This is a genomic window from Mycobacterium montefiorense (genome assembly GCF_003112775.1).
Classification (GTDB): domain Bacteria; phylum Actinomycetota; class Actinomycetes; order Mycobacteriales; family Mycobacteriaceae; genus Mycobacterium; species Mycobacterium montefiorense.
In genome coordinates, this window is sequence record NZ_BFCH01000011.1 from 148753 (window position 1) to 165650 (window position 16898).

A 16898-nucleotide genomic window follows, 5' to 3' on the forward strand; every position below is an offset into this window, starting at 1 on the left:
GGGCTTACGCTGGCGAGCCGCTCGCCAATTCTTCGGCTTCCGCCTCGGTCTCGACCGCGGGACCGGACCCGGGCAACGGCTTGCCGGCCACCTCTGGCGTGAACCGTAGGGTGATCACGCCGACCAGGCCCGCGAACATCAGCATGTAGGCCGGCATCATCTCATTGCCGGTGCTCGATACCAGCGCTTCAGCAATCAACGGAGTGGTGCCGCCGACGCTGGAGATCGACAGGTTGTAGGAAATGGCCAACGCTCCGTAGCGCACCCTGGTCGGGAACAGTGCCGGTAACGCCGACGGTGTCGTGCTGTCGAAACAGAGTTCCATCAGCCCGATCAGCAGCACCCCAAGGAAGATCACCGGATAGATACCGCCGTGGCGCATCAGCAGAAACGCCGGGATCGAAGCCGCGATTAGCAGGACACAACCCGTCCGCATGATCGGCTTCACGCCGATACGGTCGGATAACTTCGCGACGAACACGATCGTGGCCATCAGGATGGCCAGGGTGACCAAGATCAGTACCAGCGCCGGGGTTTCCCCAAGGTGCACAACCGTTTTCAGATATGTCGGCAGGTAGCCGGTGACCATGAAATCGGCGACCTGGGAGGTCAGCACCAGGGCGGCGCAGATCAGCATCGGCCGCCACTGCTCCATGACGGTGTGCCGAAACTGGTGACGGCCGCCCTCTTGGACGGCATCGGATTTCTGACTGATCTGGGTGAAGGCCGCTGACTCATGCAGTCGCAGTCGCATGTAAAGCGCGATCAGCCCCAACGGTGCGGCCAACAGCAAGGGCACCCGCCAGCCCCAAGCCAGCCAGTCGTGACGTGGCAGCCACGCCTGCAGCCCCGTCACCAGGAAGCCAACAACCACAAAGCCGATCAGGTTGCCCAACGGCAGGAACCCGACCAGCATGCCGCGCTTGCGGTCTGGTGACTGCTCCACCAGGTATGTCATCGCACCGACGAATTCGCCGCCGGTGGACAACCCCTGGAACACGCGGGCGACGACGAGCAGGATCGGCGCCCAGATGCCGATCTGGGCATAACCAGGCAGCAGGCCGCTCATCGTGGTGCCGGCCGTCATCATCAGGATCGTGATCACCAGCACCCGCTTGCGGCCGATGCGATCACCGAGCGGGCCAAAGATCATGCCGCCCAGCGGACGCACCACAAACGCCGCCGCCACGGTGCCAAAGGTGGCAATCAAGTGCACAGCGCTCACGCTGTTCCCGGGATAAAACACCTGCGCGATGGTGGTGGCAATGTAGCCGTAGACGCCGAAGTCGTACCACTCCATGACATTGCCGATCGCGGTGGCCGCAATGGCTTGGGACATCGCACGCGGATCGGTGACCGTGATCTCGTCGCGCGCCCACTTCTGCTGAGCGCCATCGATGTCCATCGCAGTGCTAGTTACCCGCACCCGGCCGGATCCAAGCAGGGAGACAGGATTAACCCTTGACCGCGAGCAACTCCGCCGCCGCGGCGACCGCTCGCTCCCGATCGCGGGTCACCAGGCCGATCCGGGTCCGGCGATCGAGGATGTCGTCGACGTCGAGTGCGCACTCGTGAGTGACGGCGTACTCGAACTCCGCGCGGGTCACGTCGATGCCCTCGGCGACCGGCTCGGTGGGACGCTCGCAGGTGGCGCTGGCGATGACGTGGGGCGCCTCGGCGCCATAGCGCGCCACCAGCGACGCCGGCAGTCCGGCCCCTGGACCGGCCCCAGCACCCGCGGCCGGTCCGGGGTTGGACGGCGCGCCGATCAGCGGCAGATTGCGGGTCCGGCAGCTCCCGGCCGGCAGGTGTCGCAGGCTGACAGCACGGTCCAGCACGTCCTGCGCCATGTAGCGGTACTCGGTCAGCTTGCCGCCGATAATGCTGATCACCCCGGACTGCGACTCGACGACCGCGTGCTCACGTGACACGTCGGCGGTGCGGCCCGCACCGGTGTCGATCAACGGCCGCAGGCCGGCGTAGGCGCCGACGACATCGGTGGTTCGCAGCGCGGTTCCCAGCGCGGTGTTCACCGTGTCCAGCAGGAAGGCGGTCTCTGCGTCGGACGGTTCCGGCACATCGGGAATCGGACCCGGGGCGGCTTCATCCGTCAGCCCGAGGTACACGCGGCCCAGTTGCTCGGGCATGGCGAACACGAAGCGGTTCAGCTCGCCGGGAATCGGAATCGTCAGTGCCGCAGTCGGATTGCCCAGGGCGTTGGCATCGAAGACCAAATGGGTCCCGCGGCTGGGCCGCAACCGCAACGAGCCGTCGATATCGCCTGCCCACACCCCGGCAGCGTTGATCACCGCGCCGGCCGACACATCGAACGACTGCCCGGTGCGCTGATCGGTCAAGCGCACCGAGCTGCCGGTGGCCTCGGATGCCGCGACGTAGGTGAGGATCCGGGCGCCGTGCTGGGCCGCGGTGCGGGCGACGGCGGTGACCAGCCGGGCGTCGTCGATCAGCTGCCCGTCGTAGGCCAGCAGTCCCCCGTCGAGGCCGTCGCGGCGCACCGTGGGCGCCATCTCGACGACGCGTTGCGCCGACACCCAGCGCGAGCGGGGGAGGGTCGACGACGGCGTTCCCGCAAGCATCCGCAACGCGTCACCGGCGACGAATCCCGCGCGCACCAACGCGCGCTTAGGATGGCTCATCGACGGCAGCAACGGCACCAGCTGCGGCATCGCATGCACGAGGTGAGGGGCGTTGCGCGTCATCAGGATTCCGCGTTCGATGGCGCTACGGCGGGCGATCCCCACGTTGCCAGTCGCCAGGTAGCGCAGACCACCATGGACCAGTTTGGAGCTCCAGCGGCTGGTGCCGAACGCCAAGTCGTGTTTCTCGACCAGCGCCACGCGCAGGCCCCGCGACGCGGCGTCGAGCGCGATCCCGACGCCGGTGATCCCGCCGCCGATCACCACCACGTCCAGCGGCTCGCCGTCGGCAAGCGCGTGCAGGTCGGCGGTGCGGCGGGCAGCATTCAAGGCGGTCATCAGGACAGGTATCCGTTCAGCGAGTGGGCGAGTTCGGTGGCTAGCGCGTCGGCGTCAAGGATCGGGCGCACGATCTGCTCGGACTGGATAGTCGACTGGGCGATCAGCAACACCATGGTGGCCAGCTGCAGTGGGTCGCCCGCGCGCACGGAGCCGTGCCGCTGGGCCACCCGCAACCGGTCGGCAAGCGCGCCGATCAGCATCTGCTGGCTCTCCCCCAGGCGGTCGGTGATGTAGACCGGCGCCAGCTGCGAATGCATCACCGACATGATCAGCTCGTCGCGACGCAGCAAGTCGGCCACCGAAACGATCTGGCGCACAAGCGATTCGCGGTCGTCTCCCCGCAATGGCGCGTCCTGCATCACCCCCTTGATGCGCTGGGTCAGCAGCGCAGCCACGATCGACTGTGTGTCCGGCCAGCGGCGGTACACGGTCGGCCGGCTCACGCCCGCGCGCCGGGCAATTTCGGCGAGGGTCACCCGGTCTATCCCGAAATCGGCCACGCAGCTAGCGGCCGCCGCCAGGATCCGCTCGCCGACATCCAATCCAGCGTTACTGATTGACAGCATATGTAATACTGTAACGCATGACGCATCCCGAGCAACTCCTTCCGCCGATGAATTGGAACGCGTGGGGAGATCCCGCTAGCGCCAAACCCCTCTCCGACGGCATCCGGGCGCTGCTGAAACAAGCCGTCGGCCTCGAAGAGTCCCAGGCGCCCCAACTCGGCGCCGACCAGGTACAGCTGCGCCCGTCGGCGCTGTCGAAGGCGGATTCCGATGCGCTCGCCGCGATCGTCGGCGCCGACTATTGCCGCACCGACGATCGCGATCGGCTGCTGCATGCCGGTGGCAAGTCCACCCTGGACCTGCTGCGGCGCAAGGACACCGGAGTACAGGATGCGCCCGACGCCATCCTGCTGCCCGGCGATGACGACGCCGTCGCCGCGATCCTGCGCTACTGCTCCGAGCACGCCATCGCCGTCATCCCGTTCGGCGGCGGCACCAGCGTGACCGGCGGACTCAATCCCACCCGCGGCGACTTCGGCGCCGTCGTCTCCGTCGACCTGCGTCGGTTTGACCAGCTCATCTCGCTTGACGAGGTATCCGGGCAGGCTGTCCTGGGGGCGGGCCTCACCGGCCCGGACGCCGAACGCCTGCTCGGCGAGCGAGGTTTCTCGCTCGGACATTTCCCGCAGAGCTTCGAATACGCCACCATCGGCGGCTTCGCGGCGACCCGCTCCTCGGGTCAGGACTCGGCCGGCTACGGCCGGTTCAACGACATGGTGCGCGGGCTGCGGATGATCACCCCCGCGGGAACGTTGGAGCTGGGCCGCGGACCGGAATCGGCCGCCGGCCCCGACCTACGTCAACTGCTGATCGGGTCGGAGGGCACCTTCGGCGTGATCACCCAGGTGCGGCTGCGGGTGCACCGGACACCGGAAGCCGTCGGCTACGAGGCCTGGTCGTTCCCCGACTTCGCGACCGGAGCGGCCGCGCTGCGCGCGGTCACCCAGAACGCGACCGGCCCCACCGTTGTTCGGCTCTCCGATGAGGCCGAAACCGGGGTCAATCTGGCCACCACCGAGGCGATCGGCGAAAACCAGATCACCGGCGGTTGCCTGGGAATCACCGTGTTCGAGGGCACCAGGGAACACGTCGAGAGCCGGCATGCCGAGACCCGCAAACTGCTGACCGCCCAAGGCGGTACGTCGCTGGGTGAAGGTCCCGCCCAGGCGTGGGAGCGCGGCCGGTTCGGCGCACCGTACCTGCGCGATTCACTGCTGGCCGCGGGTGCGCTCTGCGAGACGCTGGAGACCGCCACCGATTGGTCCAACATCCCGGCGCTCAAGGCCGCCGTCACCGAAGCGCTCACCACCGCGTTGGCCGAAACCGGGACACCGGCGCTGGTGATGTGCCACATTTCGCACGTGTACCCGACCGGCGCATCGTTGTACTTCACCGTCGTCGCCGGGCAGCGCGGCAATCCGATCGAGCAGTGGCAGGCCGCCAAGACGGCCGCATCGGACGCGATCATCGCCACCGGCGGCACCATCACGCATCACCACGCGGTCGGTGCCGATCACCGGCCCTGGATGCGCGACGAGGTCGGCGATCTGGGCGTGCAGGTGTTGCGCGCGGTCAAAGCGACGCTGGATCCGGCGGGAATCCTCAATCCCGGCAAGCTGATTCCGTGACAGGCCTGCGCCGGCGCGAGATCAGCAAGGTGACCGCGTTGACCAATCCCCTTTCAGGGCATGGCACCGCGGTGCAGGCGGCGCAGGCCGCCATCGCGCGGCTGCACGCTCGCGGTGTCGAGGTCGTCGAGATCATCGGCGACGACGCCGAAGACGCCCGTCATCTCGCGGCCGCCGCAATCGAGCGCGGCACCGACGCGGTGGTGGCCACCGGCGGCGACGGCGTCATCTCCAACGCGCTACAAGTGCTGGCGGGCACCGACATTCCGCTGGGCATCATCCCGGCCGGCACCGGCAACGACCACGCTCGCGAATTCGGCATTCCGACAAAGGATCCCGAGGCCGCCGCGGACATCGTCGCGGACGGCTGGACCCAAACCATCGACTTGGGCCGCATCCGGGATAGCAAGGGTGTCGATAAATGGTTCGGCACCGTGGCGGCCACCGGATTCGATTCCCTGGTGACCGATCGCGCCAATCGAATGAGCTGGCCGCACGGGCGGCTGCGCTACTACGTCGCAATGCTCGCCGAACTCACCCAACTGCGGAAGTTGCCGTTTCGCTTGGTGCTCGACGGCACCAGGGAGATCGACGCGGATATCACGCTGGCAGCCTTCGGAAATACCCGAAGCTACGGCGGCGGGCTGCTGATCTGTCCGAACGCCGATTACACCGACGGCCTGCTCGACATCACGATGGCGCACACCGCATCCCGGACGAAATTCGTCCGGCTGTTTCCCACCGTGCTGAAGGGCACCCACGTCGAGCTCGACGAGGTGTCCACGGCACGCGCTACGACGATCCACGTCGAATGTCCCGGCATCAACGTCTACGCCGACGGCGACTTCGCCTGTCCGCTGCCCGCCGAGATTTCCGCGGTGCCTGGCGCGCTGCAGATCCTGCGCGCGGGCGTGTAACAACTCGGGCGACAAACGCGACATCTGGGCAGATAGGCGCCGTGGGAGCGCTGCCCTGGGAGGAACGATGTCGGGTCGTCGCAGAACCGCGGTTATCGCTTTGGCGTTCGTGTCGTCGGGGGCGTTATCGCTTGCCCCCGCGGCGTTCGCAGCCGACCCGCTCTGGAACGGGCAGTACATCCTGACGTTGTCCGCCAACGCGAAGAACGGCACCAGCATCGCCGCCCGCCAACCCGAATACGCTCACCGGGCCAGCGTCTCGATCACCTCGAAGTGCACGGCCGGTGCCTGCACCGCCACGGTGAACGACCCACCGCCGCCCAAAAACGACTCCATGCCACCGACGATCGAGTTCACCTGGAATGGGTCCCAGTGGGTGCGCGAGATGACCTGGCAATGGGACTGCCTATTGCCCGACGGGACAACCGAATCCGACCCCGCGAAATCGATCACGGCGTACACGCCCGGGCCGAATGGCGTCCTGACCGGCGTTTTTCACACTGATATCAAAAGCGGTGCCTGTCAGGGCAATGTCGATATGCCAGTGTCCGCCGCGCCGGCGAATCCGCCCGTCGTGTAGCGAGTGGCCTAGCCGACGCCCCGGCTGAGCCAGGTCACCTCGCCGGCCTCGCCGCCGTCGCGGTAGGCCTCGAGCGCCTCGTCCCACGCGGTGCCCAGCACGGAATCCAGCTCGGCGGCCAGCGTGTCGGCGCCCTGCGCCATCATCGCCCGCAGCCGCATCTCGCCGACCATGATGTCGCCACTGGCGCTCATTGCGCCGGTCCACAAGCCCAGTTGCGGGGTGTGGCTGAAGCGGTGGCCGTCGACTCCGGGGCTTGGGTCCTCGGTCACCTCGAACCGCAGCACCGACCAGGACCGCAGCGCGTTGGCCAACCGGGCACCGGTACCCACCGGACCGACCCAGTTGGTGACGGCACGCAGCTGTCCCGGCATCGCCGGCTGCGGTGTCCACACCAAGTTGGCTTTGGACTGCAGGGTCGACGACAACGCCCACTCAACATGCGGGCACACCGCCGCGGGCGAGGCGTGCACGTACACCACACCAGCCGTCACGTCGGCGAATTGATTCGACGCACGCATCTACCTGCTCCTTCGGTTCCACGAGGGACGTCTTCCCCAACGACCTGGCGAACCGACAAGCTGGATTATTTAGATGCGATTGTTTCGTACGTGTCTATTGTGCCCTGTGATACCCGTGTTGCGCTAGTGCTCGATGGTTATTTCATGTATTGGAGCAGCACCGCGTCGGCGACGGCCGGCCACAGGTCGAGTGCCCAGTCGCCGAAATCGCGGTCTGTCAGGGCCACCAGCGCCAGGTCCGCATCGGGATCTGCCCAGATGAAACCGCCTGCTTGACCGAAATGGCCGTAGGTCCGCGCCGAGTTGTGCGCCCCCGTCCAATGCGGCGATTTGGCATCCCGGAGCTCGAAGCCCAGCCCCCAATCGTTGGGCCGCTGCACGCCATAGCCGGGCAACACGCCGTCCAGGCCGGGAAACTGCACGGTCGTCGCGTCGGCGTGCAGCTGCGGCGAGACGATCGACGGGCGCAACAGGTCGCCGGCGAATGCCGCCAGGTCCGTCACCGTCGAGGTGCCGCCGAAGCCGGCTTCCAGCGCGCCGCCATCCAGCCGGGTCGCGGCCATGTTCAACGGCTCGGACACCGCCTCGGCGAGATAGCGGCCGAACTCGATGCTCGACTCTCGCTCCACGGTCTGGGCCAGCACGGCAAAGCCGTAGTTGGAATACATGCGCCGGGTGCCGGGCTTGGCCTGCACCCGATCGGAGTGCATCGCCAGGCCCGACGCGTGCGCCAGCAGATGCCGGACCGTCGAGCCGGGCGGGCCGGCAGGGCTGTCCAGCTCGACGACGCCCTCTTCGATCGCGACCTGCGCGGCGCGGGCGACCAGCGGCTTGGTGACCGACGCCAGCTCGAACACCCGCTCGGTGTCGCCGTGGGTGGCCAGCACCCCGGCGGGCCCGATCACCGCGGCGGCGGCGGCCGGAACCGGCCAGTCATCGAGAAGATCGAGAGCGGCCATTAGGTCCGGCGCGTCACTTCGTGGCGATGTAGTAGTTGTTGATCGGGTCGGACTCGATCTCGGCGACCTGCACGTCACCGAATCCGGCGTCGCCGAGCATCGAGATGGCCAACTGAGATCCCCAGGCCGTGCCCAGCCCGGCGCCGTCCAGCGCCAGCGACACTGTCATGCAGTGCATCAGCGAGACGGTATAGAGGTAGGTGCTCATCGGGATGTCGACGTTCTCCTCGAGCCGGCTGGACGCCTTGATGTCGGCCATCAGGAACACGCCGCCGGGTCGCAGGGCGCGATAGATGTTCTCCAGCACCTGCGCCGGCTGGGCCTGATCGTGGATGGCGTCGAAGACCGTGATCACGTCGTAGGCATCCGTCTTGTCCAGCGCGGTCAGGTTGTGGCTCTCGAAGGTCGCGTTGGTCAGGCCGAGACGAGCCGCCTCCTGGACGCCGGTGGAGATGGCCTGCTCGGAAAAGTCGATGCCGGTGAACCGACTGTTTGGAAACGCCTGGGCCATCACGTTGATCGCATGACCGCTGCCGCAGCCGAGATCGGCCACATCGGCTCCGGAGCGCAAGCGTTCCGGCAAGCCGTCGACCAACGGCAGCACGACGTCGACCAGCGCCAGGTCGAACACGGTTGCGCTCTGTTCGGCCATCAGCGCGTGGAAGCGCGGGAACTCGCTGTACGGCAGGCCGCGACCCTCGCGGAAACATCGGACAATCTTCTGCTCGACCTCGCCGAGCTGCGGGAGAAACAAGGCCACCAGCGCCAGGTTGTCCGGCCCGGCGGCACGGGTCAGCACCGCCGCGCGGTGGGCCGGCAGTGCGTAGGTTCCGGCGCCGGCGTCGTAGTCGACGACGTGTCCGGTCGTCATGCCGCCCAGCCACTCTCGGACGTAACGCTCGTTGAGGCCCGTGGCGTCGGCGATCTGCGCGCTGGTGGCCGCCCCGAGTGCGGCCATCTTGTCCAGCAGACCGGTCTGGTGCCCAATACTCAGCAGGATTGCGAGGCTTGCGCCATCGATGGTTGCGACCATCCGGTCGGCGAATTCTTCGGTGGTTTCCACGGCCGTCACGCTCACGGACGCTACACCCGCTCGCTGTCGCGCCGGTTGACAAAGGCTGATGGGTGGACGCCCGGCCGCGCAGTGTATGGCCTTCGACAGTAGGTTGTAGGCCATGAGTCAGACAGTGCGCGGAGTGATTTCACGCAAGAAGGGCCAGCCCGTCGAACTGGTCGACATCGTCGTCCCGGACCCCGGTCCCGGAGAGGCCTTGGTCGACATCATCGCCTGCGGGGTGTGCCACACCGATCTGACTTATCGCGAGGGCGGCATCAACGACGAGTATCCGTTCCTGCTCGGCCACGAAGCCGCGGGCACGGTCGAAGCGGTCGGGCCGGGCGTCACCGCCGTCGAGCCGGGCGACTTCGTGATCCTGAACTGGCGCGCGGTGTGCGGCCAGTGCCGAGCCTGCAAACGTGGCAAGCCACACCTGTGCTTCGACACCTCCAATGCCACCCAGAAGATGACGCTGACCGACGGCACCGAGCTGACCCCCGCGCTGGGCATCGGGGCCTTCGCCGACAAGACGCTGGTCGCGGCCGGTCAGTGCACCAAGGTCAATCCCGATGCCGACCCCGCGGTCGCCGGGCTGCTGGGCTGCGGCGTGATGGCGGGCATCGGCGCCGCGATCAACACCGGCGCCGTCGACCGCGACGACACCGTCGCGGTGATCGGTTGCGGCGGTGTGGGCGATGCCGCGATCGCGGGTGCCGCGCTGGTCGGCGCGAAAAAGATCATCGCCGTCGACACCGACAACACCAAGCTGGACTGGGCCCGTAAGTTCGGCGCCACCCACACCCTCAACGCCCGCGAACTCGACCCCGGAAAGGACGTGGTCGAAACCATCCAGGACCTCACCGACGGCTTCGGCGTCGACGTGGTGATCGACGCGGTCGGCCGGCCCGAGACGTGGAAGCAGGCCTTCTACGCTCGTGATCTCGCCGGCACCGTGGTGCTGGTAGGTGTGCCGACGCCGGATATGAAGCTGGAGATGCCGCTGGTCGACTTCTTCTCTCGCGGCGGGTCGTTGAAGTCGTCGTGGTACGGCGACTGCCTACCCGAACGCGACTTCCCCACCCTGATCGATCTGTATCTGCAGGGCCGGCTTCCGTTGGAAGAGTTTGTTTCGGAACGAATCGGGCTAGACGGCATCGAGGAGGCGTTCGAGAAGATGCATGACGGCAAGGTGCTGCGTTCGGTAGTGGTGCTGTAGATGGTCGACATCGATCGGGTCGTCACGCACGGCACCTTCGAACTCGACGGCGGCAGTTGGGAAGTCGACAACAACATCTGGTTGATCGGCGACAACTCCAACGTGGTGGTGTTCGACGCGGCTCACGATGCGACGCCGATCGTCGACGCTGTGGGAGGCCGCCATGTGGTGGCGGTGGTGTGCACGCATGGCCACAATGACCATGTCACGGTGGCGCCCGAACTCGGCAAGATACTCGACGCACCGGTGCTGCTGCATCCCGCCGACGAAGAGCTATGGCGAATGACCCACCAGGACAAAGACTTTCGTGCCATCTCCGATGGGCAAAAGTTGAACATCGCCGGCACCGAGCTAACCGCGCTGCACACCCCCGGCCACTCCCCCGGATCGGTGTGCTGGTACGTGCACGACCTCGGTGTCGTGTTCAGCGGCGACACCCTGTTCGCCGGCGGCCCCGGCGCCACCGGGCGCTCGTACTCCGATTTCCCGACGATCCTGCAGTCGATCTCCGAGCGGCTCGGCAAGCTGCCCGGCGAGACCGTCGTGCACACCGGCCACGGCGACAGCACCATCATCGGCGACGAGATCGTGCACTACCAGGAGTGGGTGGCGCGGGGCCACTGACCCGGCGGTAACTCAGTGACCTTCGAGGATTCGCTGCTTCTCGATCTGAAACTCCTCTTCGGTCAACGCCCCGGAATCTCGCAGCGCCGCCAGCGTTTTGAGCCGCTCCAGCCGAACGCCCTCATCGGTGGGTTCGTACGCCACGGCGGGCGGCACCATGGGCGCTGACACCGGCACGACGGGCCACTCGGTGGGCCCGGACAGCTGGGATGCCTGCACCACCGCCGCTGCCGCCCGGCGCCGGGTGCGGGACAGCCACAGTCCCGACACGATCGAATCAACCAGGCCCACAACGAACATCGCGACAAACACCCACACCAAAAAGCCGTAGGAACTCGCGTGGCCGAAGGCCAGTCGGGGCGCGATGAATCCGTTGACCTGGCCGTCGGTGGTGATGTTGTACGTGCCCGCGGCGGGAATCTGAGCCACCCACACCCGCACGTGTGCGTCGTTGTTGACTGTTGTTGTGCTGCCGATATTTTCGGTCATCGACGGCTGTGCCATCCCGTCGGGCGGGCTGATCGTTACCCCCAGCGGCGGCACCGGCAGGCCGCCGCCGTTGGGGCCGCCGATCACCACGGCGTGCAGGCTGACGGTGACCTCGCCGGCGGGCAGGTACACGCTGCCCGAACCCGGGATCGGGACCTCGCCGTAGGCGTTGTACTTGTCCAGGAAAAACGCGTTCAGCACCAGCGTGACGATAAAGCCGCCGATCGACACGATGATCATCGCGATGGCAGCGGCCAGCGAAATCTTGGCAATCCGTCTGCTGCGCATCCACGCAGTGTGTCATTGCTAGTGACCCGGGGCCAGCGAAAGAGCACACTGATAGCCATGTCCAACGATCTCGTCGCCACCGTGCCAGACCTGTCCGGGAAACTGGCCGTCATCACCGGAGCCAACAGCGGTCTGGGTTTCGGGTTGGCCCGCCGACTCTCGGCGGCCGGCGCCGACGTGGTCATGGCGATCCGCAACCGGGCCAAGGGTGAGGCGGCAGTCGAGCAGATCCGCGACAGCGTGCCGGATGCCAAGCTGACGATCAAATCCCTCGACCTGTCGTCGCTGGCCTCGGTCGCCGCGCTGGGCGAGCAACTCAACGCCGAAGGCCGGCCGATCGACATTCTGATCAACAACGCCGGGGTGATGACACCACCGGAACGCGATGCCACCGCCGACGGCTTCGAATTGCAGTTCGGCAGTAACCATCTCGGGCACTTCGCGCTGACCGCGCATCTGCTGCCGCTGCTGCGCGCCGCGGAGCGCGCCCGAGTCGTCTCGTTGAGCAGCCTCGCGGCCAGCCAGAGCGGCAAGGTCCACTTCGACGACTTACAGTTCGAAAAGTCGTACGCGCCGATGCCGGCTTACGGCCAGTCCAAGATCGCGGTGCTGATGTTCGCCCGCGAGTTGGACAAGCGCAGCCGCGCCGGCGGCTGGGGCATCGTCTCCAACGCCGCACACCCCGGCCTGACCAAGACCAACCTGCAGGTCAGCGGACCGTCCTATGGCCGCGAAAAGCCGGCGCTGATGGAGCGCCTGTACAAGGCGTCGTGGCGTTTCACGCCCTTCCTGTGGCAGGAGATCGACGAGGGGATTCTGCCCGCCCTGTATGCCGCGGCCACCCCGGCGGCCGAGGGCGGCGAATTCTACAGACCACGCGGATTCATGGAACTCGCAGGTGGCGGGGTGAAAGTTGCCAGCACGCCCGCGCGTGCCCGCAACGACGACGACTGCCGGCGACTGTGGGAGATTTCCGAGAAGCTCACCGGCGTCAGCTACCCAGCAACCAATTAGCAACTCAGACAAGGCTTTTCAGCCTCACCCTGCTTATGACCGCTGGTCAGGCAAAAAGATCGCGGTGACCAGAGTTTCGGCACCGCGCGGCAACGGGTAACCGACAGCGAATCGGGGGTCGAAACTGCAACTCGCAAGGGGGACGTCAAATGAGCGTGCAGGATGACAAAACAGCTGGCCAAGAAGCCGACCAGCAGGCAGCTGAGCAGCCTCAGGACGCCGATCAGCAGCTAACGGAGAAGCCGAAGCCGGGCGAGGAACAAAAAGAAAAAGCCGCCGAAATGATGACGGCCTACGAGGACCGGCCCACCTTGGTGCTGCCGGGATCCGGCGGGGCAGTCTCGGGGACCGCGATCGGCGCCTGGCTGGACGATGACGGCAACCCAAAGAACAACGAAAGCCCGGACGGCAAGGGTTCAGGCGACGACAAGGCCCAGAAAGAACAAATCGAGAAAGACAAGGCCTTGAACGAAGAACTCAAGAAACTGGCCGCCGAGGACAACAAGGGCGAGAAGCGGCCTGCGGCCGGCGGCAGGCCGTCCTAGGAACCCCCAAGTCCTGGAATTGGCATGCCAAATCCAGGAATACGTGGGATGGGCGGAATCGCCGGGATCGGCGGGACCCGCGGTGCGGGCGCCGGTATTTGGGGCACCGGCGGCGGAGCCGGAGCCTCGACCGGTGGCGAGGGTGCCGCCGGGACCGGCGTATCGACGGCCGCGGGCGGCGGAGTGTCCACTGCCACCGGAGCCGGAGCAGGCGCGTCGGCCGGTGGCGGCGCGGCGGGCTCTGCTGGAGTCGCGGCCTGACCGGTGATCGGCGCCTGGCTCGCCGGGGCGGGTTGTGGCGCCCCACTGTTGGGTGGTGGCGCGGAAACCGGACTCGTTCCCACGCCGGGGCTCGGCGTCGTGGCCGGTTTGTTGTCGGAGAGGCCGATCGCCAACGCGACGCCAACCAGCAACACCGCCACTGCCGTGCTGATGATCACCATCCCCGGCATCCGATGCCAGGGAATGACTGAGGTCTTTTTCTCCCGCTGTGGCCGCTCGGGCTGGTCGAAGTTCATGGCGGGGCGCGCCGACGTATAGCCGGACCCGCCACCATGAGTCGCGGCGCCGACGGGCATGACGCGCGAATCGTCGGCCGCCTCAGACCAAGCCAGCGCGGGCATCAGGCTCGATACCGGCTCCGAGGGCGGCGCCTGGGTCAGCACGGACTTGTGTTCCTCCACCGCCACGGGAGCGGCGACCGCCGCCGCTACGGCCGCTGCCGTGGCTCGGGAGGCGGCCGGGGTCAGCAGGGTCGCGCTGGTCTCGCCCGGTCCACGCGTCGCGCGCAACGCCCCACCGATGGCCGGCGCCAGATGCGGCCGCGGCATCGTCACAACCGGAACTCGCAGGTGACCGGAGAGCATCGTGGTGACCGCCGGGATGTTGGCGCCACCTCCGACCGAGACCACCGCGACCAGATCGCGAATCCCGTTGCGCGCCAGGGTTTCATCCAGGACCGTCACAAAGTTGGTCAGCGACGTGCGGATCGCGTCGTCCAGTTCGTTGCGGGTGAGCCGGACCTCGCCCGGTATCCCCGGTAGCCGCTCGGACAGCGTGGCAACCGTGCTCGACGAGAGCTGCTCTTTGGCGTTTCGGCAACCGGTCCGCAGCCGGCCCAGCGGCCCGATCGCCGAGGTGCCGGACGGATCGAAGGAAGCGGCGCTGGGCAGGTTGGCCAGAACGGTCGTCAACAGCGCCTGATCGATCAAGTCGCCGGAGAAGTCGAGGTGCCGCACGGTCGGCGCAAGAGGGTAGTAGTCACCCGCGGCGTCCATCAGCGTGATGCTGGTGCCGCTGCCGCCGAAGTCGCAGACGGCCACGGTCCCGCGCGCCGGGATGCCCGGGTTGGCCCGCACGGCGAACAGCGTCGCGGCGGCATCGGGGATCAACGTCAGCGGCTGGGCACGGTTTGTCCATTCGGGCACCCGGCTCAGCGCGGAACCCAGCGCGTTGACCGCGTTCGATCCCCAGTGCGCGGGGTGGGTCACCGCGACGTTTTCGGGTAGCTCGCGCCCGGCGGCGGCGTAGGCCAAGGCACGCAATCCGTCGGCGGCCAACGCCTCGCTCTGGTGCACCGAGCCGTCGGCCGCCACGATGCCGATCGGATCGCCGACCCGGTCGACGAAGCCGGTGATCACCAAGCCTGGCTGGTCCAGTCGGGGATTCTCGGCCGGCACCCCGATCTCGGGTAGACGCTCGCGGTACAGCGTCATGACGGGCTTACGTGTAACGGCGTGATCGGCGGTGACCGCGGCGAAATTAGTCGCACCAATCGAGAGCCCCAGCGCGGGCGCAGCTCCGTCTGACATGGTCCATCCCCGTATATCGAGCGGAATGCCCCCGCATCCGCCAAAGCCCGATTTTATCGCCTATACCTATAGCCAATCTCTGCATTGGCTATGCGTGAGCTGTATAACGAATCGGCCACAGCATCCGCGCTGGTCAGCGTATGTTGCCTGCTCCTGCGATCAGCGGAAGGTCCAGCGGGGTGACCCAGCCGGGCCGCAAATCGTTGACTGCCGGCACGGCATTCAACGCGCGCAACCCGGTCGCCAGGCACCCGGCGGCGGCCGCGTCCCGGCCCGAGCCGTCGGTGAACCGGAACGCGGTCTCCTGGAAGATGCTCGGGGTTCCTTCGATGTCAACGCGATAGACGTCGTTGTCGTTGCCCGTCGGCCAGTCGGGCGCGGCGTCGAGCCCGATGCGGTTGACGTGTTCGAGCTGGATGCGCGTTTCGCCCTGGTAGACGCCGTTGATGGTGAACCGGACGGCGGCGACGTGACCGGCTTTGATCACGCCCCGGGCGGAGTTGCGCTCGGTCGGGGTCACCCACTTGTCCCAGGTGGTGGTGATCTCGTCGAGCATGATCCCGGCGGCGTGCGCGATCATCGGGATGGTCGCACCCCAGGCGAAGATCAACACGTCGCGGTTTTCCAGCATCGGGCTGTACTCGGGCTCGCGGCCGATGCCCATCTCGACTTCGTAGTCGCCTTCGTAGTTGGTGTAGTCCAGCAGCTCCGACGCCCGGACCTTGCGGATCTCCGATGTCAGCCCCATCAGCGTCATCGGGAACAGGTCGTTGGCGAATCCCGGGTCGATGCCCGTGGTGAAGCAGGACGCCTGCCCCAGCTCGCACGCTTCGGTGATCGGCTCGATCCAGTTCGGCAGGTTCAGGTGCATGGTCGGCCACACCCACGGCGTCATCGCCGTCGAACACACGTCGATGCCGGCCCGCAGGAAGCGGGTGATCAGCGAGATGTTCTCTTTGGCGTGCATCGCCGTCGGGCCGTAATGCACCAGAGCGTCGGGCTTCAAGGCGATCAGGGCGTCGATGTCGTCGGTGGCCACAACACCCACCTGCTCGGGCATCCCGCAGATCTCCCCGACGTCGCGGCCAACCTTGTCCGGATTGCTGACGCCCACGCCGACCAACTCAAACAGCGGGTGCTTGACGATCTCCGGGATCACCATCCTGCCCACGAAGCCCGTGCCAAACACCACCACACGCTTTGAGCCGCTTATCGACATACCAAACCTTCCGTTCGCCGGCCCCCGCTTGGCTTCACATTAAGCGCGCACAGTGTGACCTCTAGCACCCTGTCCCGCTAAGTGACACGATGCATTTCATGACAAAGCACCTCGCCGCACCGTCGATGCTGCTGGCCATCGGTTTCGGGTTCGCAAATGCCTGCGGCGTCGCCCACGCCATACCCCAGATGCCCCAGGTCCGCTACGAGATCAACGGGCCCGCGGTGGCCCAGGTCATCTACTACCAAACCGACACCGGGCAGCTGCACCAGATCAATGCGCCGCTGCCCTGGTCCACGGAGTTCACCGCGTACGGCGGGCAGGTGTTCACTCTCAGCGCGCAGGGACCGGGCCCCATTTCCTGCAAGATTCTGCTCGACGGCAACGTGGTCAGCGCTGCGACGGCGACGACGGGAGTTCCGGCGAGAACCGTCTGTACGCACTGATCCGGGTTTAAGCTCTGCC

General features: G+C 66.9%; 17 protein-coding genes. 8 read left to right on the forward strand and 9 right to left on the reverse strand.

Annotation, left to right across the window (positions count from 1 at the left end; genetic code table 11):
- Nucleotides 1-4: 4 nt before the first annotated feature.
- The 3 genes from DB708_RS08310 to DB708_RS08320 all read right to left on the reverse strand — a co-directional run bounded on the left by DB708_RS08310 (nt 5) and on the right by DB708_RS08320 (nt 3565).
- The gene (locus tag DB708_RS08310) at nt 5-1339 is read right to left on the reverse strand and encodes an MFS transporter (protein WP_235616698.1); all 1335 of its coding nucleotides are present in this window, start codon (nt 1337-1339) and stop codon (nt 5-7) included.
- Nucleotides 1340-1454: 115 nt separating this feature from the next.
- Nucleotides 1455-2996: a glycerol-3-phosphate dehydrogenase/oxidase gene (locus DB708_RS08315; protein WP_108921470.1), complete on the reverse strand. Its 1542-nt coding sequence runs from the start codon at nt 2994-2996 to the stop codon at nt 1455-1457.
- A complete protein-coding gene (locus tag DB708_RS08320; RefSeq protein ID WP_108921471.1) occupies nt 2996-3565 on the reverse strand; it encodes a TetR/AcrR family transcriptional regulator in 570 nt (189 codons plus the stop codon). Before DB708_RS08320 ends, DB708_RS08315 begins: the two co-directional genes overlap by 1 nt.
- A 47-nt stretch (nt 3566-3612) precedes the next feature.
- Between DB708_RS08320 and DB708_RS08325 the strand changes: the two genes are divergently transcribed.
- The 3 genes from DB708_RS08325 to DB708_RS08335 all read left to right on the forward strand — a co-directional run bounded on the left by DB708_RS08325 (nt 3613) and on the right by DB708_RS08335 (nt 6690).
- Nucleotides 3613-5193, forward strand: coding sequence for an FAD-binding oxidoreductase (locus DB708_RS08325; protein WP_108921621.1), 1581 nt, complete (start codon nt 3613-3615; stop codon nt 5191-5193).
- Nucleotides 5190-6110 (forward strand): diacylglycerol kinase, encoded by a 921-nt coding sequence (locus tag DB708_RS08330; protein ID WP_108921472.1) that lies wholly within the window; start codon nt 5190-5192, stop codon nt 6108-6110. The genes DB708_RS08325 and DB708_RS08330 overlap by 4 nt, the downstream gene beginning before the upstream one ends.
- Nucleotides 6111-6177: 67 nt before the next feature.
- Nucleotides 6178-6690 carry an Rv2253 family sensor-like surface protein gene (locus DB708_RS08335; protein WP_108921473.1) on the forward strand — a complete coding sequence of 171 codons (513 nt, stop codon included), beginning with the start codon at nt 6178-6180 and terminating at the stop codon, nt 6688-6690.
- A gap of 8 nt (nt 6691-6698) precedes the next feature.
- On the opposite strand, the gene DB708_RS08340 is transcribed toward DB708_RS08335, so the two are convergent.
- The 3 genes from DB708_RS08340 to DB708_RS08350 form a co-directional block, all read right to left on the reverse strand.
- Nucleotides 6699-7211, reverse strand: coding sequence for a DUF3145 domain-containing protein (locus tag DB708_RS08340; RefSeq protein WP_108921474.1), 513 nt, complete (start codon nt 7209-7211; stop codon nt 6699-6701).
- Between the two features lie 137 nt (nt 7212-7348).
- On the reverse strand, nt 7349-8170 hold the full coding sequence (locus tag DB708_RS08345) for a serine hydrolase domain-containing protein (RefSeq protein WP_108921475.1): 822 nt from the start codon (nt 8168-8170) through the stop codon (nt 7349-7351).
- A gap of 13 nt (nt 8171-8183) precedes the next feature.
- Nucleotides 8184-9203, reverse strand: coding sequence for a class I SAM-dependent methyltransferase (locus DB708_RS08350; protein ID WP_108921622.1), 1020 nt, complete (start codon nt 9201-9203; stop codon nt 8184-8186).
- Between the two features lie 142 nt (nt 9204-9345).
- Between DB708_RS08350 and DB708_RS08355 the strand changes: the two genes are divergently transcribed.
- Together DB708_RS08355 and DB708_RS08360 are read left to right on the forward strand one after the other, a co-directional pair.
- Nucleotides 9346-10443 carry an S-(hydroxymethyl)mycothiol dehydrogenase gene (locus DB708_RS08355; RefSeq protein ID WP_108921476.1) on the forward strand — a complete coding sequence of 366 codons (1098 nt, stop codon included), beginning with the start codon at nt 9346-9348 and terminating at the stop codon, nt 10441-10443.
- Entirely contained in the window at nt 10444-11067 is a 624-nt protein-coding gene (locus DB708_RS08360) for an MBL fold metallo-hydrolase (RefSeq protein WP_108921477.1), read from the forward strand.
- Nucleotides 11068-11079: 12 nt separating this feature from the next.
- Here the strand turns inward: DB708_RS08360 and DB708_RS08365 are convergent, their stop codons facing one another.
- The gene (locus DB708_RS08365) at nt 11080-11844 is read right to left on the reverse strand and encodes an SHOCT domain-containing protein (protein WP_108921478.1); all 765 of its coding nucleotides are present in this window, start codon (nt 11842-11844) and stop codon (nt 11080-11082) included.
- A gap of 57 nt (nt 11845-11901) precedes the next feature.
- On the opposite strand from DB708_RS08365, the gene DB708_RS08370 reads away from it, so the two are divergent.
- On the forward strand, nt 11902-12858 hold the full coding sequence (locus DB708_RS08370) for an SDR family oxidoreductase (RefSeq protein WP_108921479.1): 957 nt from the start codon (nt 11902-11904) through the stop codon (nt 12856-12858).
- Between the two features lie 149 nt (nt 12859-13007).
- Complete coding sequence (locus DB708_RS08375) at nt 13008-13403, forward strand: hypothetical protein (RefSeq protein WP_108921480.1); 396 nt, start codon at nt 13008-13010, stop codon at nt 13401-13403.
- Here DB708_RS08375 and DB708_RS08380 read toward each other — a convergent pair.
- Together DB708_RS08380 and DB708_RS08385 are read right to left on the reverse strand one after the other, a co-directional pair.
- On the reverse strand, nt 13400-15214 hold the full coding sequence (locus tag DB708_RS08380; protein ID WP_108921481.1) for an Hsp70 family protein: 1815 nt from the start codon (nt 15212-15214) through the stop codon (nt 13400-13402). The two genes, DB708_RS08375 and DB708_RS08380, sit on opposite strands and share 4 nt — an antisense overlap.
- Before the next feature lie 133 nt (nt 15215-15347).
- Nucleotides 15348-16433 carry an NAD(P)H-dependent amine dehydrogenase family protein gene (locus tag DB708_RS08385; RefSeq protein ID WP_108921482.1) on the reverse strand — a complete coding sequence of 362 codons (1086 nt, stop codon included), beginning with the start codon at nt 16431-16433 and terminating at the stop codon, nt 15348-15350.
- Between the two features lie 98 nt (nt 16434-16531).
- Here DB708_RS08385 and DB708_RS08390 point away from each other — a divergent pair, with 98 nt between their 5' ends.
- The gene (locus DB708_RS08390) at nt 16532-16879 is read left to right on the forward strand and encodes an MmpS family transport accessory protein (RefSeq protein ID WP_201263459.1); all 348 of its coding nucleotides are present in this window, start codon (nt 16532-16534) and stop codon (nt 16877-16879) included.
- Nucleotides 16880-16898 lie beyond the last annotated feature (19 nt).

What these genes read in the sequence shown, in the direction of transcription:
- DB708_RS08310 (WP_235616698.1), bottom strand. Translation starts at nt 1,339, where the DNA reads ATGTCCCAAGCCATTGCGGCCACCGCGATCGGCAATGTCATGGAGTGG.
- DB708_RS08335 (WP_108921473.1), top strand. Translation starts at nt 6,178, where the DNA reads ATGTCGGGTCGTCGCAGAACCGCGGTTATCGCTTTGGCGTTCGTGTCG.
- DB708_RS08355 (WP_108921476.1), top strand. Translation starts at nt 9,346, where the DNA reads ATGAGTCAGACAGTGCGCGGAGTGATTTCACGCAAGAAGGGCCAGCCC.
- DB708_RS08385 (WP_108921482.1), bottom strand. Translation starts at nt 16,433, where the DNA reads ATGTCGATAAGCGGCTCAAAGCGTGTGGTGGTGTTTGGCACGGGCTTC.
- DB708_RS08365 (WP_108921478.1), bottom strand. Translation starts at nt 11,844, where the DNA reads ATGCGCAGCAGACGGATTGCCAAGATTTCGCTGGCCGCTGCCATCGCG.
- DB708_RS08345 (WP_108921475.1), bottom strand. Translation starts at nt 8,170, where the DNA reads ATGGCCGCTCTCGATCTTCTCGATGACTGGCCGGTTCCGGCCGCCGCC.
- DB708_RS08375 (WP_108921480.1), top strand. Translation starts at nt 13,008, where the DNA reads ATGAGCGTGCAGGATGACAAAACAGCTGGCCAAGAAGCCGACCAGCAG.
- DB708_RS08320 (WP_108921471.1), bottom strand. Translation starts at nt 3,565, where the DNA reads ATGCTGTCAATCAGTAACGCTGGATTGGATGTCGGCGAGCGGATCCTG.
- DB708_RS08350 (WP_108921622.1), bottom strand. Translation starts at nt 9,203, where the DNA reads ATGGTCGCAACCATCGATGGCGCAAGCCTCGCAATCCTGCTGAGTATT.
- DB708_RS08380 (WP_108921481.1), bottom strand. Translation starts at nt 15,214, where the DNA reads ATGTCAGACGGAGCTGCGCCCGCGCTGGGGCTCTCGATTGGTGCGACT.
- DB708_RS08340 (WP_108921474.1), bottom strand. Translation starts at nt 7,211, where the DNA reads ATGCGTGCGTCGAATCAATTCGCCGACGTGACGGCTGGTGTGGTGTAC.
- DB708_RS08360 (WP_108921477.1), top strand. Translation starts at nt 10,444, where the DNA reads ATGGTCGACATCGATCGGGTCGTCACGCACGGCACCTTCGAACTCGAC.
- DB708_RS08325 (WP_108921621.1), top strand. Translation starts at nt 3,613, where the DNA reads ATGAATTGGAACGCGTGGGGAGATCCCGCTAGCGCCAAACCCCTCTCC.
- DB708_RS08315 (WP_108921470.1), bottom strand. Translation starts at nt 2,996, where the DNA reads ATGACCGCCTTGAATGCTGCCCGCCGCACCGCCGACCTGCACGCGCTT.
- DB708_RS08370 (WP_108921479.1), top strand. Translation starts at nt 11,902, where the DNA reads ATGTCCAACGATCTCGTCGCCACCGTGCCAGACCTGTCCGGGAAACTG.
- DB708_RS08390 (WP_201263459.1), top strand. Translation starts at nt 16,532, where the DNA reads ATGACAAAGCACCTCGCCGCACCGTCGATGCTGCTGGCCATCGGTTTC.